The 15,016-nt window shown below is 44.8% G+C and carries 14 protein-coding genes; 4 read left to right on the forward strand and 10 right to left on the reverse strand.

Going from position 1 to position 15,016, the window contains the following annotated elements:
- Positions 1 to 48 precede the first annotated feature (48 nt).
- From L3V37_RS03540 to L3V37_RS03565, 6 genes are read right to left on the reverse strand one after another with little or no spacing between them, the layout of a single operon-like run.
- Positions 49 to 708 carry an HAD family phosphatase gene (locus L3V37_RS03540; protein ID WP_005373864.1) on the reverse strand — a complete coding sequence of 220 codons (660 nt, stop codon included), beginning with the start codon at positions 706 to 708 and terminating at the stop codon, positions 49 to 51.
- 2 nt (positions 709 to 710) lie between these two features.
- Complete coding sequence (locus tag L3V37_RS03545) at positions 711 to 1,730, reverse strand: ABC transporter ATP-binding protein (RefSeq protein ID WP_005373862.1); 1,020 nt, start codon at positions 1,728 to 1,730, stop codon at positions 711 to 713.
- On the reverse strand, positions 1,727 to 2,515 hold the full coding sequence (locus tag L3V37_RS03550; protein WP_115386500.1) for an ABC transporter permease: 789 nt from the start codon (positions 2,513 to 2,515) through the stop codon (positions 1,727 to 1,729). The genes L3V37_RS03545 and L3V37_RS03550 overlap by 4 nt, the downstream gene beginning before the upstream one ends.
- 2 nt (positions 2,516 to 2,517) lie before the next feature.
- The gene (locus L3V37_RS03555; RefSeq protein ID WP_237305848.1) at positions 2,518 to 3,408 is read right to left on the reverse strand and encodes an ABC transporter permease subunit; all 891 of its coding nucleotides are present in this window, start codon (positions 3,406 to 3,408) and stop codon (positions 2,518 to 2,520) included.
- Positions 3,405 to 4,229 (reverse strand): alkaline phosphatase family protein, encoded by an 825-nt coding sequence (locus L3V37_RS03560; protein WP_005373854.1) that lies wholly within the window; start codon positions 4,227 to 4,229, stop codon positions 3,405 to 3,407. Before L3V37_RS03560 ends, L3V37_RS03555 begins: the two co-directional genes overlap by 4 nt.
- Before the next feature lie 12 nt (positions 4,230 to 4,241).
- Positions 4,242 to 5,309 carry an ABC transporter substrate-binding protein gene (locus tag L3V37_RS03565; protein WP_005373851.1) on the reverse strand — a complete coding sequence of 356 codons (1,068 nt, stop codon included), beginning with the start codon at positions 5,307 to 5,309 and terminating at the stop codon, positions 4,242 to 4,244.
- Positions 5,310 to 5,519: 210 nt separating this feature from the next.
- On the opposite strand from L3V37_RS03565, the gene L3V37_RS03570 reads away from it, so the two are divergent.
- Positions 5,520 to 6,248 (forward strand): UTRA domain-containing protein, encoded by a 729-nt coding sequence (locus L3V37_RS03570; protein WP_005387087.1) that lies wholly within the window; start codon positions 5,520 to 5,522, stop codon positions 6,246 to 6,248.
- 62 nt (positions 6,249 to 6,310) lie between these two features.
- On the opposite strand, the gene L3V37_RS03575 is transcribed toward L3V37_RS03570, so the two are convergent.
- Positions 6,311 to 7,897, reverse strand: a complete 1,587-nt coding sequence (locus L3V37_RS03575) for a BCCT family transporter (RefSeq protein ID WP_005373846.1) — start codon at positions 7,895 to 7,897, stop codon at positions 6,311 to 6,313.
- A gap of 303 nt (positions 7,898 to 8,200) precedes the next feature.
- Here L3V37_RS03575 and L3V37_RS03580 point away from each other — a divergent pair, with 303 nt between their 5' ends.
- Positions 8,201 to 10,609, forward strand: coding sequence for a glycoside hydrolase family 2 protein (locus L3V37_RS03580; RefSeq protein ID WP_237305849.1), 2,409 nt, complete (start codon positions 8,201 to 8,203; stop codon positions 10,607 to 10,609).
- A 101-nt stretch (positions 10,610 to 10,710) separates the two neighbouring features.
- Here the strand turns inward: L3V37_RS03580 and L3V37_RS03585 are convergent, their stop codons facing one another.
- Complete coding sequence (locus L3V37_RS03585; RefSeq protein WP_017819806.1) at positions 10,711 to 10,965, reverse strand: hypothetical protein; 255 nt, start codon at positions 10,963 to 10,965, stop codon at positions 10,711 to 10,713.
- A gap of 166 nt (positions 10,966 to 11,131) precedes the next feature.
- On the opposite strand from L3V37_RS03585, the gene L3V37_RS03590 reads away from it, so the two are divergent.
- Together L3V37_RS03590 and L3V37_RS03595 are read left to right on the forward strand one after the other, a co-directional pair.
- On the forward strand, positions 11,132 to 11,491 hold the full coding sequence (locus tag L3V37_RS03590; protein ID WP_054574548.1) for a DUF6559 family protein: 360 nt from the start codon (positions 11,132 to 11,134) through the stop codon (positions 11,489 to 11,491).
- A gap of 137 nt (positions 11,492 to 11,628) precedes the next feature.
- The gene (locus L3V37_RS03595; RefSeq protein WP_047102765.1) at positions 11,629 to 12,663 is read left to right on the forward strand and encodes a PotD/PotF family extracellular solute-binding protein; all 1,035 of its coding nucleotides are present in this window, start codon (positions 11,629 to 11,631) and stop codon (positions 12,661 to 12,663) included.
- 106 nt (positions 12,664 to 12,769) lie between these two features.
- On the opposite strand, the gene tyrS is transcribed toward L3V37_RS03595, so the two are convergent.
- Both tyrS and L3V37_RS03605 read right to left on the reverse strand, forming a co-directional pair.
- A complete protein-coding gene (gene tyrS / locus L3V37_RS03600; RefSeq protein WP_054576154.1) occupies positions 12,770 to 14,029 on the reverse strand; it encodes a tyrosine--tRNA ligase in 1,260 nt (419 codons plus the stop codon).
- 82 nt (positions 14,030 to 14,111) lie between these two features.
- On the reverse strand, positions 14,112 to 14,918 hold the full coding sequence (locus tag L3V37_RS03605; RefSeq protein ID WP_021707696.1) for a response regulator transcription factor: 807 nt from the start codon (positions 14,916 to 14,918) through the stop codon (positions 14,112 to 14,114).
- Positions 14,919 to 15,016 lie beyond the last annotated feature (98 nt).

A 15,016-nucleotide genomic window follows, 5' to 3' on the forward strand; every position in this document is an offset into this window, starting at 1 on the left:
ACAAATAGAAAAGTATTTACTTAGGAAGAACGGTCTTGTGAGGCTAGATCACCCCCAACTTAACACACTCCAATTCGGTCTGTTGGCGTGTTCTTTTAGTTGTGGGCATGGATTTACCAGATAAGCGTAGTTCGCGTATTCACAAAGCGGTAAATCGTTGATTGAATCGGTATAGAAATGGATTTCGGAATAAGGCTCAGGCTGATTTTCTAGCCACTGTTTTAATCGCGTGACTTTGCCTTCACGATAACTCGGAATACCGTCGATTTCAGCAGTATAACGGTTGTTTTTCTCGATTAAATCAATTCCGAGTGCGGTTGGAATATTAAGACGGCGACCAACGGCTTCCACCAAAAAAGTGACGCTGGCAGAGATGATAACCATATCTATACCATCACGAGACAGTTGCTCAATCAGGGTTTTGGCTTGAGGAAACTGTTTAGCCAGAATATGGCTTTCAACACATTCTTCAACCAAGGCGTTTACTTCTTCAATCGGCATGTTTTCTAGTGGCTTCATGGAGAACGCTAGGTAATCTTCCATGTCCATTTTGCCTTCAGAGTACAAGGCCATTAGACGCTGATCTTCCATAATAAATAAAGGATCAGTCGCGATGCCTCTATCAACCATAAACTCGTTCCAAATCATTGCGCAGTCAGCGTTTATTAGGGTTTCATCCATATCAAAAACATACAAAGGTTTGGACATGTTTAGGCTCTCACTGGTTGAATTTCGTTTAGGTTAAAGAGTAGCTCTAGTTGGCTGCCATTCGCTAGTAAGCGTTCTGAAGAGCGGTTAAGCAAGTCAACAGTGAGCTCACACTCTTCAACGTTCACTTGATAGCGAATAACATTACCTAGAAGCTGGTGGTTGGTGATCGTACCTACTTGTGGCGCTGAGATGTGGCTATCATATTGACGACCTTGCTCTTTTACATATATAGACTCTGGGCGAATCGCCACTTTCCATTCGGTATCAATGTTGAAGAGTTGCTTGGCTTTATTGGCCTCTACAAGGTTGTAGTGCCCCATGAAACCGGCCACAAACTCGTTAGCAGGATGAGTATAAATTTCTTCAGGTGTTCCTGCTTGAACAATTTCTCCTTTACTCATTAGGAAGATACGATCAGACATAATCATCGCCTCTTCTTGGTCATGAGTTACGAAGATAGTGGTGAGATTCATCTCTTTCTGAATATCTCGGATTTGCTGACGAAGGTGTTTGCGGATTTTGGCATCAAGCGCAGAAAGTGGTTCATCAAGCAATAATATGCGAGGTTTCACCACCAACGCTCGAGCGAGTGCGACACGCTGGCGCTGACCGCCAGAAAGTTGATGCGGATAGTGTTTTTCTTTACCTGCCAGATCCACCAGTTTGATGACTTTAGCCACTTCACGTCGAATATCATCATTCGCAAGCTTTTTCATTTTTAAGCCAAATGCAATGTTGCCTTCGACGGTCATATTGGGAAACAGCGCATACGATTGAAAGACCATCCCAATACCACGCTCTTGCGGGACTTGATGCGTGATATCTTCTCCGTTTACCCAAATCTCGCCTCCATCGACAGGGTTAAGCCCAGCAAGGCTGCGAAGTAGTGTCGATTTACCACAACCGCTAGGGCCCAAAAGCGTAATGAATTCACCTTGCTCGATGTTAAAGTGAATGTCCTCAAATACGGTGTTATCACCAAAACGTTTAGTCAGATTTTTCGCTGTTACGTAGCTCATTGTTTGACTCCTCGGCTGAAACGACTTGCCAACCAAGTCAGTAAAAAAATAAATAGGAAGTAGGTCATCACTAAGGCAGACGTAAAGTGGCCGCTCGTCTGACGCATGTTATACAAGTAGATTTGCAGGGTTTCATAACGTGTGCCGACTAAAATATTGGCGAACACAAACTCTCCCAATAGAAATGAAAATGAAAGGAAAAGCGATGCCATCAGTCCTTTTTTGAGGTTAGGTAAAATGACCATCAAAAACGCTTTGGTTGTGCTTGCTCCTAGCAAGTGTGCAGCGTCCATTAAATCGTTAAGGTTAATTGCTTCGAAGCTATTAGAAATCGCACGATACATGAACGGTAACGCTATGGTGAAGTAAGTACCTACTAGAATCCAAGGAGTACCGATAAGGGAGATTTCACTGTCAGCATAAAGTTGAAGCAAGCCGACGGAGGACACCACTGGTGGTACAGCGAATGGTAGCAAAATCAATACGTTCATGAGCTTATCGAGCTTCGGAAAGTAGTAAAACACCACGAATATCGCTGGCAGAACCAGAATCACACTGAGGGTTAGCGAAGCAATACAAATAAACAGCGAACGCCCAAACGCTTGCAAAAAGCGTGGGTCGGTCAGCAATTTAACGTACCAATCAAAAGTGAAACCATCTGGAAGCACCGTGGCGCCCCAGCGTGATGAAAGCGAATAGACAAAGGTCGCTAAAATCGGGATGAGCATGATCCCAACAATGGAATAAACCACTGTTTTATGGAATCGAGTATTAACGTTGTGCATGACTACTTCCTACCTGCATAGCTTTTCGAAATGAGCCATTGGTTAATCAATGTGATAAAGGCAAGTAACACCATTAGAATCACCGAAATTGCAGCGGCGAGATTAGGTTCAAGGAACAGGTCTCCCGATACCAGACTCGCAATTCGAATTGTGATGACGTTATAGTTACCGGAGGTCAACGCATAAACACTCGCATATGCGCCGATTGCGTTGGCTATTAAGATAATAAAGGTACCGAATAAGGCTGGTGAGAGCACTGGCAGCGCGATTTTCGCCCAATACTGTGATGTTTTGGCTCCCAGTAGCGCAGCAGCGGCTTGCCAATCATCACTCAACGCGTCGAACGCAGGGTAGAGCAACAACACCGCCAGCGGGATTTGGAAGTAGATGTAAATGGCCAGCAGGCCCCATTTACCATAAAGGTCGAAATCACCGAGTAAGCCATACTGCTTGAGAAAAAGGGTAATCGCCCCATTGGTGCCCAAAATAATAATAAAAGCGAATGACAGAGGTACGCCTGCAAAGTTGCTGCTCATGTTCGTAAACGCAATCACACCGTCGCGGACTTTAGAATCGACTCTGCGCAGAGAAGAGACCAACAGAGTCGCAATGGCTAAGCCAAAAATGCTCGACCATACAGCTAACCACAAACTGTTGCCAAACGCCTGCATCATAAAGGCGGAGTCGAGCACTTCAATGTAGTTATCGAAGGCAAACTCGCCATCGTAGATAAAGCTGTTTAACAGCACCCAAATCATTGGTGCGAGTTGAAATAGGTAGAAAAACAGCGCGAAAGGCACCAACCAAATGGCTGGCTTAAAGCGCTTTAACCAAGTACTTGCCAAATTTGAGCGTGATTCGCTGGAGCTTGGGGAGAGGACTGAACTGCTCATAGTGCTAACAATTCCTGAGTGTATGGCTTCGTGTGGTCAAGGTTTAGCAATTGACAAACGGTGCCACAAATATCAGTTTGCTTAATATGACAATCTTGATGGGTAAACTTATCACCAATGACAAACAGGGGAACTTCTCGCTCTTCAGGTAAAATCCCACCGTGAGAAAGATCGTTGTTCATGCCATGATCGCTGGTCACAATGATTTGATACCCATCAGCAAGCCATTGATCGATGTAGTTGGAAAGAATAATGTCTGCACCTCGCGCACAATTGCGGTATTGGCGAGAGTCTAGGCCAAACTTATGTCCTGTATCGTCGATATTCATCGGATGGATCAGTAAGAAATCAGGTTGATAGTTTCGACGTAAATACTCTGCGTCCAGGAACAAGGCTTCATCAGGATAATGATCCCAATGGTAAAAGCAGCCGTGCTGGATATTCAGGGTTTCATCATGCGTGAAACGATCGCGAACAGGTTCAAATGGCGCGCGATTATAAAGCTCACTTACCCAGTGGTAGGCAGCCGCAGCGGTCACTTTTCCTTGGGCTTTTGCCAAACTGAAAATGGAATCGTGTTTGGATAGACGGACGATATTGTTGTTTACGATGCCGCTTTCTACAGGGCGAACGCCCGTTAAAATGCACTCATAAAGTGGGCGAGACATAGAGGGCAGCTCACACTGCACAGGATAAAGCGTTGCGCGAGTTTCTTGTTGGGAACGACTTTGTTCTAGAAGACCATTGAGGTAGCCCATGCAATCACGGGCTACCTGATAGTTCAGTCCATCTAGAACAACAAGGATGACCTTATTGCTCATAACGACTTACTCTTATTGCTGGTGGATTAAGACACTTTCTTGCCATTGACGTGGCAGCTTACGTGCGGACTTTTCCCAAGCTGAGAAGTCAGTCACTGGGTGAACATTGCTGTATTGGTCATTAGCAATTAGCTTGTCTTGCACTGCTTGAGGCAGCGTGATGTTGGTGCGGATTGGACGCGCATAACCTTCTGCTAAGTTGATTTGCCCTTGATCGCTGAAGATGTATTCACGAGCAAGCTTTGCTGCATTAGGGTTCTTCGCGTATTTATTGATTATGGTTGTATAACCAGAAATCACAGAGCCATCTTGAGGAATGCTCACTGTAAAGCGGTCGCGGTCAATTTTGTCGCGGTAGTTCAATGCATTGAAGTCCCACATGATCGCCACTTCCACTTCGCCTTTTTCTAGGTTGGCGATGTTCGGATCGGTAAATGAAAGACGACCTTGCTTCGCGAGTTCAGAAAAGAATTTGAGCGCAGGCTTGAGGTTGGATTCGTCCCCACCGTTGGCGAACGCTGCGGCGAGAACCGCGTTGTTTGCCTGTGCTGCTACGCCTACGTCACCTACGGTCACTTTGTAGTCGCCTTTTAATAGGTCATCCCACGTTTTTGGCGCGTCTTTTACGAGGTTATTGTTGGAGATAAAAGAAATAGTGCCAGTGTAAGCAAGTGCCCAATGACCATCTTCGTCTTTTGCCCAATCTGGGATGTCATTCCAAGTTGTTGGTTTATATGGCTGAGTGACGCCTTTTTTAACCGCTACACGTGCGAAGGCAAAGCCTACGTCACCAATGTCTGCGGTCGCGTTTTTCTTCTCAGCTTCGAATTTTGCGATTTCTTGAGCCGAGCTCATATCCGTGTCTTGGTGCTTAAGGTTGTAATTTGACTTTAAATCAGCCCAAGTGTCTTTCCAGTTTGCCCAACTGTCAGGCATACCCACACTGTAAACCGCCCCTTCTTTTTGTGCTGCAGCTACCAAAGATTCAATATCGGCTTCTTTCGCTACTGTTGGCGTAGCGAGCGTTACCGCAATGATTGCCGCTGGTGCGGTAATTGAACGACTTAGCAAAGTTTTCATTGTCTCCATCCTTCTGGACTAGGTCAGTAAGTTCGCTTTGTATGCTATGGATGGAATGTGACGATTTAGCGCAAGTAATTTGACAGTTTTGCTGATTTTATATGGCACTTATATTTCATACGTTCAGTATGTGTTCTGTTGATTAATGTCATATTTTTGTTACGTAAACGCCTTATGTTATTCGTCAAATTATCCTTGGACTAGATCAGAATGAGAGCGACAGGCACCGGACAATTTGGTACCCAATTAGGAAAAATTAGAAGCAGCTTAAAACAGCAGATTCTTTCCGGCATCATGTCGGAAGGACAAAAACTGCCGTCAGAGAGAGAGCTCAGTGAGCTGTTTTCTACGACTCGAATCACAATCAAAGATGCGTTGGTGTCTTTGGAAACGGAAGGTCTTATTTATCGAGAAGAGCGCCGGGGTTGGTATGTATCTCCTGAGCGTATCTGTTACAACCCGTTGTCTCGTTCTCACTTCCATCAGATGATTCGAGAGCAGCATCGTATTGCAGAAACTAAGTTACTCAATGTGCGAAGTGAAATGGCCGCAGGTGAGTATGCCAAATCGTTAGAGGTGGAGCGAATTACCCCAATTTATGTAATTGAACGGTTACGTTTTATTGATGGGCGAGCGGTATTGTTTGTTGAGAACGTGCTCAAAGCGGCACTGTTTGAGGGTATATTGTCTGAGAACCTCACAATGTCCCTGACGGGTATTTATCGTGAGAAGTATGGTTACGAAACAAAGCGCTCTCGTTTTGATGTGATTCCAACGTCAGCACCTGCTCATGTCGCTAAAGCGTTGAACTTGGCTGAAGGACAACCCGTTCTGAAAATTCGGCGGGTAAACTACAAACAAGATGGGCATTTAATGGACTGCGAATTCGAGTATTGGCGTCCAGACGCAGTGATGATTCGCATTGATAGCGTAGGATAAAGCGCAGAATTAAAAAGAGCCCAATGAAGGGCTCTTTTTCGCATATTGGTTAGAGAGGCGGTTTAAACGAGGCCTTGCTCTTTCGCCATTCTGCTTGCAATGCCGGGTGCTTTCCAAATGCTTGGCAGCAAAATGAAAGACACAGGTACGGCAGTAATTACAATGAAAGACTGCAATGCAGAAATACCACCAGAGCCCATTGAGATAAGCGCAATAGCGACAATACCCATAATCAGCCCCCAGAACGAGCGAATCACTGCGTTTGGTTCTGTTGAGCCCGTCATCACTACACTGATTGTGTAAGTCATCGAGTCACCCGTCGTCACGATAAATGTTGTCGTTAAGATCAGGAACAGAACCGAAATGATCATTGGGTAAGGTAATTCACCAGTAATCGCTAGCAGTGCTGCGGGCAAGTTAAAGCCTTCAAACGCAGATGAAATCAAACCAGGGTTATCAAGTTCAAACGCAAGGCCACTGCCACCAACAATACTAAACCAGAAGCAAGTAATCAGCGGTGCCGCGATGCTAATAGACATGATTAATTGGCGAATTGTACGACCACGAGAGATACGAGCAATAAAGATCGCCATCATTGGGCCATAACCGATAAACCAACCCCAGAAGAATACTGTCCACCAGCTTAGCCAGCCTGTATCACCACGGTAAAGTGCCATAGGGAAGAAGTTATCCACCATACGACCAACGCCTTGCACGTAGCCATCAACGATAAAGCTTGTCGGCCCGAAGAACAGGATGTAACCAATTAATAGTACAGACAAAATGATGTTGTAACGACTGACGATTTGAATACCCTTGCTCAAACCGCTCAGTGCGGAAAGGGTATACATCAGGATCGCCGCCATAATAACCATACTTTGCGTTACGAACGTATCTGGCAGGCCAAACAATGAGTTTAGCGCGTAGCTAATTTGTAAACCTAAGAAGCCGATAGGACCGATGGTTCCTGCTGCTACTGCAATGATGCTACATGCGTCAGCAACATCACCAATCCAGCCTTTAATGGCTTTATCACCAAAAACAGGGTAAAGCAGAGTACGCGGCTTAAGAGGCAGGCCTTTATCGTAATGCAAGTGCATTAAGACAATGGAAGATAGACCACCAAGGATCGCCCAAGCTAAGAAGCCCCAGTGCATAAAAGACTGAGATAGGGCATTGATTGCGGCAGTTTTCGGTGAGGCTTCCCCGTATAGAGGCGGAGCAGTCACAAAGTGCGCGATAGGCTCAGCTGCGGCCCAGAACACACCACCACCTGCAAGTAGAGTACAGAGTACGATTGACAACCACTTAAAGTTATCAATATCAGGTTTCGCTAGACCACCTAGGCGCACATAACCAGTGCGACCAAACGCAAGAGCCAAACCAATTAGGAAATTCAGAAGAAGCAGTACTTGCCAGTAAGCTCCGAAATATTTAGTAGCAAAGCCGAAGCCGGTGTTAACCATTGCGGTTAGAGAGTCGGTATTCGTTAGAGCAAGTAAAACGAATAGAGTGAGGAAGCTACCACTTAACCAAAAGACAGGATTGGTGAGTTCGAGGCGCTTGAGTAAAGATGGGGGATGAATAGCAGAATAGTCAGCATCCTGAATAGGCGCTGTGTGGGAGGCGGCATTCGTCATATTTGACATAATTACTTCGCTTTTTAGGGCTATGAAGCCGTGCATTTCCCCTCACATCGTTTCAACGAAAAGTGTGAGGATGTTCAAAAAGCCGATGATGTTAACATGTCGAAGTTGCAAATATAACCTTAGATTTCGATTAATTTTTAACAGGTTAGCCAAGTTGCTGATTTTTGGGTAGAGATCAAAAGAAAGAGTTTTTACGTGAAATGCACCGCATTTCGTATGTAATTAACATTTCCCTTGTTTTTGCATGGGATTATCAGGATTACATTGAGAAAACATGTTTTTCCCAAGCTAAGGTTTAACTCGATGGCTCACTTCGAACTTAACGGACAGTGGATGCTTACCTCGCCACAGCGCCCCAATCTTGAAATTCCAATGTTTATTCCGGGCGATAATGTGTCGGCGCTTTTACAAGCAGAGCAGATTCCAGATCCTTATTTTGCCGATAATGAAAACAAAGTTCGATGGATTGAAGAGTGTGAGTGGCATATCTCACGTGAGTTTGACGTCGACGCGTTTACGTTGTCTGCCAAGCAAATTTGGATGACGCTAACTCGTGTCGATACATTGGCAACCTTCTATGTTAATGGTGAGTTAGCACTAACTTGCAGCAACATGTTTACCCAGCAACGTGTGGATATTAAACCGCATTTAAAGCAAGGTACTAACACGATTCGGGTTGAGTTTGCTCGGGTGGATTTAGAAGGTATCGCAAGAGCAAAAAAACTGCCATTTCCTATTCCATCGGCAATGGGCAACAACCAAATTCCACACATGAACTTGATCCGCAAAACACAATGCCATTCCGGATGGGACTGGGGCATTTGCTTGATGGTATCGGGTATTTACGACCCCATTCAAATCGACATTGTGAATGAGCTTTGGCTCAAAGGCTTCTCGACAGAGCAGCAATGGCAAGCCGATGGGAGTGTGTTTCTTGATGTAGTAGTTGAAGTGGAAACGGACAGTCAACGCCATGAAATGATGGTTGAATTTAATGGTGAGCGTCAATGTATTCAAACAAAAGGAAGTGGTCACTATCATTGCCAGTTCCACATTTTGGAGCCTAAACGTTGGTGGCCATCGGGTTATGGCGAAGCGTATCTCTATCCCATTACCATTTCTTGCAGAGAGCAAAAGTTAACGCACAACATTGGTTTGCGCCAGTTAACCCTAAATAACCAAGCTGATGAGCACGGCTCTGCAATGGAATTTATCGTCAATGGCGTACCGATTAATGCTAAAGGTGCCAACTGGATCCCTATTGACGCAATGCCGGGGCGAGAGTACGAAACACGTTATCGCAACCTTTTGCAAAGTGCGGTTGACGCCAACATGAACATGATTCGCGTATGGGGCGGTGGTCAGTACGAGAGTGAAACCTTTTATAACCTTTGTGATGAACTTGGCTTGTTGGTGTGGCAAGACATGATGTTCGCCTGCTCGTTGTACCCATCAAACGACGAGTTTTTAAAAGACGTAGAAGAAGAACTTAGATTCCAAATCCCGAGGCTTAAGAAGCACCCATCAATCGCACTTTGGTGTGGTGACAATGAAGTGATTGGAGCTATTGGTTGGTATGACGAATCTAAGCGCAGCAAAGTCAAATACACGGTTAACTACGATCGCCTCAACCGCATGATTGAGAAGGAGATTACCGAGCAAGATAGCACTCGCCGTTTCTGGCCAAGTTCCCCATGTAATGGTGAACTGGATTTCGGTGATGCGTGGCATGATGATAGTAAAGGCGATATGCACTTTTGGGACGTTTGGCATTCAGGAAAATCATTCAGTGCCTACCTTGACGTGAATCCTCGTTTTTGCTCTGAGTTTGGTTTTCAATCTTGGCCATCTTTTGCTGAAGTTAAGCGGTTTGTCCCTGAGCAAGACTGGAATATTACATCCCCAACTTTCGAACAACATCAGAAGAACCCTCGAGGTCATAGTATTATCACAGAGATGTTCACGCGCTATTTTCGTTTTCCCTCTGGATTTGAGAGCATGCTGTATTTAAGTCAAGTTCAGCAGGCAATCGCGATCAAAACTGCATGCGATCATTGGCGTGCCATTTCTCCAGTTTGTCGCGGCATGCTGTACTGGCAACTCAACGACAATTGGCCTGTCAGTTCTTGGTCTAGTTTGGAATACAGTGGTCGATGGAAGCAGTTGCACTACCATGCAAAACGCTTTTTTGCGCCGCAGTATTTGGTATTTTCCGAGCATACAGGCGAGTTGAGCCTACATTTGCTCAATGATGCCAAAGAGTCCGCAAGCGTCAACGCACTGCTCAAGTGGGTAGATTGGCAAGGGGAAGAAAAGCAATGTTGGAGCTTAGAGCAAACAATCATAGCAGACAGCAATACGATTTTGTGGCAGTTGGATGAATTGATCAAGAAGGACGAACTTACGTCAGGCTTCTTCTATGTTGAAGCGCAAATCGGTGAAGACAGAATAAGCAACACATGGTTTAGTACTCACGAGCTAAAAACCTTGCCGATAGCGAAAGCCAATATAGATGTCTCTATTGAAGGGAGGCGAATTACATTGATTGCGGATAAGCCTGCGTTTTTTGTTCATTTGGAGAGTGATGCTGATGGAAGGTTCAGTGACTCTAGTTTTACTCTGTTGGTCAATGTTCCAATGACGGTTGAGTATTTAGGTGATGATGTTTCAGGTATGCAGCAGTCGTTGAGGGTATACCACCTTAATGATTAAAGCGGGCATAGAACATCTATATGCTGATAACTAAAAAGGGAGCATTTGCTCCCTTTTTAGTTATTAAGTATCCGTTATTAAGCTCAGGTTGAGACAGAAGTTTATTTAAGTTTCTGATGGACCCGATAGCTAACGACAAAGCCAATGTAGAATAGTGCAGCAAGAGTAATCACTGCCGTCGCGTACGCCAGCAGGCTGTTTAACCCTAAACCAAAAGCCAAAGTGAAGGCGATACCATGAATGGCTTCCGCAGGGATTCGGTACCAAGCAGAGTGGACGGAAGATCCGAAGAGGATAAAGGTACTAAGTAAGACAATCGTGCCGCCTATAAAGCCGACCCATCTGCTGTTGTTCATGTTGCAGTCTCAGGGGTTACCGAGGTAACGTAACAAAATATTTCAGGATCGTATTATACAACCGATCATCGCGAAAAGCGCTAGAGAAATTTCGCGGATAAAACAGAGTGTTTTAATTCGAACAAAAGAATACGACATAGCCAACTTAATACAGGAATAACAAAACATGTTGAGATTTATACAACGTCGCCGCATTAAGAAAGTGATTAAACTAATGAGCACCAGATTGGTGGTGGGATACGGCAGTCGTGAGTACTTTTCGGTTGGTCAGGTAAAGACGAGCACCAGCGAGTTAAGCGCGTGCCAACAAAAAATCGCGTTGGCATTATATGCGGATCCGCAAGATCTTGATTTGGAAAACCAACCAGAGTTGCAAGCCATCCGCTCTGATGTGGCGCATGACTTCTTCGCTGGTGTCGATTATACCGCTCAAGATGTGCTTAATTTACTCGGTTCTGGTGGCTGGAAAGGAGGTCGAATGGAAGATGGAATGTCTCATCATTTTGGTATGCACAGTCGCTATTAAAAACATGCGTTAATTTTATAAATTCGATAAATATTTTTGCTGTTAAAGATTAATTAAATTTTCTTTCAATTGGGTAACAATTACCTAATTATGCACCCGAATCCCAGCGCGTCGCTGGACTGGTTGGATTGCATACCATGAAATTAATCATCAAAGGATTGGGGCTGAGTGCTCTTGTGCTCAGCATGTTTGCTCATGCAGATAGCAAAACGTTGAACGTTTATGCATGGGGTGGCTATTTGCCGGAAGCATCGTTAAAAGCGTTTGAAAAACAAGAAGGCGTTACGATTAATTATTCGACCTTTGAGAATAATGAATCAATGTATACCAAGCTAAAATTACTAAAAGGTTCTGGTTACGATGTGGTTTTTGCTTCTGCGTACTTCATTGAAAAAATGGGTCGAGAAGGACTGCTTTCGAAAATAGATCACGCTCAAGTGCCAAACATGCAAGACACAATGGACGGCTTACTTGGCCAAGCGCACGATCCGAAAAATGATTACTCGCTGCCTTATATTTGGGGCATTACAGGGATCAGCTACAACGAATCCATGGTTGAGCAACCAGTGACAAAATGGGCTGACTTATGGGAGTCTCAATACGAACAACAAGTTATGTTGATTGATGACGTCCGCGACGTGTTCGGTATGGCGCTGAAGAAAAATGGCCATAGCGTGAACACAAAAGACGAAGCTGAAATCGAACAGGCTTTTGATTCTCTAGTTGCGCTGAAAAACAACGTATTACTGTATAACTCAGATGCGCCGCAAGTCCCTTACGTGTCCGGTGAAACATCGGTCGGCATGCAATGGAACGGCAACGCATTCCAAGGACAGGTTGAAATGCCTGAGCTGAAGTTCGTGATGCCGGAAGAGGGCGCGGTATTATGGATGGACAACTTCACTATTCCGTCTGGCAGTAAAAACAAAGCATTGGCGCATAAATTTATTAACTTTATGTACCAATCAGAGAACCAAGCGGAAATCGTGACCAGTTTGGGTTATGCGTCGGCAACGAACGCTGGGCGTGACAAATTGCCAGAAGAGTTGAAAAATAACCGTACTATTTTCCCTTCATCAGAAGACATGAAAAAAGGCGAGTTTATTAATGATGTTGGCGCAGAAACGTTAGCGATTTACGAAAAGTACTGGCAACGTTTAAGAACGCAATAAGCAACGCCTTTGCCTATTGTTAGGCTTAAAATCGTTCAAATTTGAATTCCCCTCATCACGAAAGTGGTGAGGGGAATTTTTTATGGGCTTTGTACTTCGAGTGTTACTACGCGGCACGCTTCACGAGGCAGAAGTGCTTTTTACCGCGTTGCAGTAACCAATATTGATCAAACAGTGGGAAGCTCAAACTTGGGTTATCAGCCGCCACTTTTTCACCGTTTACACTGATGGCGTTGTTGCTGATGTGTTCGCGTGCAACACGCTTCGAACTTGCTAAACCCGACTCAATCAACAGCTCAACCAAATCTTGTTGTGCGCTCTCAATGCTTGGTAAACCATCCAACTCCAATTGTTTTAATTCACCCAAACTCAGTTGTTGCACATTACCGCTGAATAAAGCTTGAGTGATGCGCTCGGCGCTAGCTAGGCCTTCTTCGCCATGAACAAATCGCGTCATTTCCTCAGCGAGAATACGTTGTGCTTGTGGCTTACCTTGGCTTGCTTGGTCTTGCGCTTCAATGCTGGCAATTTCTTCGCAGCTCAAGAATGTGTAGTAACGCAAGAAGTGGTAAACGTCGGCGTCTTCTGCGCCAAGCCAGAACTGGTAGAACGCGTAAGGAGAGGTTTTGCTAGGATCTAGCCATACTGCACCGCCTTCGGTTTTGCCAAATTTGGTGCCATCGGATTTGGTGATCAGCGGCAGAGTTAAGCCAAATACTTGCTCACCATTTTGACGGCGAGTTAAATCGATCCCGCTGACGATGTTTCCCCATTGGTCATTGCCACCGATTTGCAAACGGCAACCGTATCGACGGTTTAGCTCGGCAAAATCGTACGATTGCAGTAGGGCGTAGCTAAATTCGGTGAAGGAGATACCTTGGTCAGGTCGTTGCAGGCGTTGTTTTACCGATTCTCGGTTGACCATAGTATTGATTGAGAAGTGCTTACCCACATCGCGGAAGAAGTCGATCACATTGATCGCTTTCATCCAGTCAGCGTTGTTTACCATGATCATCGGCTTGGCCAGTTGGTGATTCATCAACTGCTGAATTTGATTAGAAAGATCGTTAACCCAGCCTGAGACGATTTCCTCTGAGTTCAGACTGCGCTCAGTCGCTTTAAAGCTTGGGTCGCCAATCATGCCCGTTGCACCGCCAATCAAGGCAACAGCTTGGTGTCCGGCATCTTGAAAGCGCTTAAGCATAATCAAAGGCACGAGGTGGCCGATATGTAAGCTGCCAGCTGTAGGATCGAAGCCGCAGTAAACGGTTTGTGGCTGTGAGAGAAGTGTCTGAATTTCTTCCAAATCGCTGGCTTGTGCAATCAAGCCGCGATCTTGTAAATCTTGCAGTAATGGTGTCGTCATTCTTTTTGTCTGTTTTAGTGGTTGTTACATTCAGACTAAAACGCGACACCTTTTCTCGATATATCCCTTAAGGGACAGTTTTTTATCTTGAATGGAGAATGAGGTGATTGAGGAAAAGCTGGAATAACTCACTCAATGAAGACACATTTAATTGCGAGTAAATTCGCTTTCGATGATTTTTGACCGTGCCTTGAACTAAGTGTAACCGCGCGGCAATTTCTTTGGTGTCAAACCCTTGAGCGAGAAGCGAAGCCACCTCTTGTTCGCGACGGGTGAGTGATTCTACGCCAAACGTTGCTAAAGCTTGCTCAATGGCTAATCGCATACTGCCAGAATAAGCACTCTGTGCAAAAACAGGCTCAGAAAAGGTAAATTCCGTTTGTTTCCAATGCTGCTGACAAAGCGACTGAATTATCGGGAAATAGGGCTTTAGCTTATTGATTTGTTGCTGAGAAAAGTATTTTCCATCAGTCATATATCCGAAGTACAGCATGACCCAACGGCCAGATTCAACTTCGACTAGCATGCTAAGTTCGTCTTTCCACCCTGTTTGATGATAGAACTGCTCGCAGTATGAGGTGAAGTCAACGCCTTTACGCGCCACGTCTTTGAGCGTAAATACGCCTTGTTGCTTTGTCTCGTTTAGTTTGAGAAAAAAAGGGTCATTTTGAAATGAGTCAGTAAGGTAGCGTTGAAAAAGTAACTCTCGCTCGTTCTCAATTGAGTCGTAGAGATAAATAGGATGTTTACCTTCTCGGTAACCTAAAATAACTGCGCAATCAAAATGAAAAAGAGTGCGAATGACACGCATAAGTTTAGGAGTAAAGTTAGGCGTGTTAAGAGCAGAAATTGCTTCTGCTAGCAGATTATTAAAGTTATTGTCAGGCATGGGATACCGAATTGCAGGTGGTTTTGCGCAAGCATAACCAAAAGCAATCCAACGAGAAAGGGAAGTCGCCATCTTCTGGTGACTTCCATAGAGAAAGT

The sequence above is a fragment of the Vibrio sp. D54 genome (assembly GCF_021728075.1).
Lineage (GTDB): Bacteria > Pseudomonadota > Gammaproteobacteria > Enterobacterales > Vibrionaceae > Vibrio > Vibrio alginolyticus.

What these genes read in the sequence shown, in the direction of transcription:
- L3V37_RS03540 (WP_005373864.1), bottom strand. Translation starts at nt 708, where the DNA reads ATGTCCAAACCTTTGTATGTTTTTGATATGGATGAAACCCTAATAAAC.
- L3V37_RS03545 (WP_005373862.1), bottom strand. Translation starts at nt 1,730, where the DNA reads ATGAGCTACGTAACAGCGAAAAATCTGACTAAACGTTTTGGTGATAAC.
- L3V37_RS03550 (WP_115386500.1), bottom strand. Translation starts at nt 2,515, where the DNA reads ATGCACAACGTTAATACTCGATTCCATAAAACAGTGGTTTATTCCATT.
- L3V37_RS03555 (WP_237305848.1), bottom strand. Translation starts at nt 3,408, where the DNA reads ATGAGCAGTTCAGTCCTCTCCCCAAGCTCCAGCGAATCACGCTCAAAT.
- L3V37_RS03560 (WP_005373854.1), bottom strand. Translation starts at nt 4,229, where the DNA reads ATGAGCAATAAGGTCATCCTTGTTGTTCTAGATGGACTGAACTATCAG.
- L3V37_RS03565 (WP_005373851.1), bottom strand. Translation starts at nt 5,309, where the DNA reads ATGAAAACTTTGCTAAGTCGTTCAATTACCGCACCAGCGGCAATCATT.
- L3V37_RS03570 (WP_005387087.1), top strand. Translation starts at nt 5,520, where the DNA reads ATGAGAGCGACAGGCACCGGACAATTTGGTACCCAATTAGGAAAAATT.
- L3V37_RS03575 (WP_005373846.1), bottom strand. Translation starts at nt 7,897, where the DNA reads ATGTCAAATATGACGAATGCCGCCTCCCACACAGCGCCTATTCAGGAT.
- L3V37_RS03580 (WP_237305849.1), top strand. Translation starts at nt 8,201, where the DNA reads ATGGCTCACTTCGAACTTAACGGACAGTGGATGCTTACCTCGCCACAG.
- L3V37_RS03585 (WP_017819806.1), bottom strand. Translation starts at nt 10,965, where the DNA reads ATGAACAACAGCAGATGGGTCGGCTTTATAGGCGGCACGATTGTCTTA.
- L3V37_RS03590 (WP_054574548.1), top strand. Translation starts at nt 11,132, where the DNA reads ATGTTGAGATTTATACAACGTCGCCGCATTAAGAAAGTGATTAAACTA.
- L3V37_RS03595 (WP_047102765.1), top strand. Translation starts at nt 11,629, where the DNA reads ATGAAATTAATCATCAAAGGATTGGGGCTGAGTGCTCTTGTGCTCAGC.
- tyrS (WP_054576154.1), bottom strand. Translation starts at nt 14,029, where the DNA reads ATGACGACACCATTACTGCAAGATTTACAAGATCGCGGCTTGATTGCA.
- L3V37_RS03605 (WP_021707696.1), bottom strand. Translation starts at nt 14,918, where the DNA reads ATGCCTGACAATAACTTTAATAATCTGCTAGCAGAAGCAATTTCTGCT.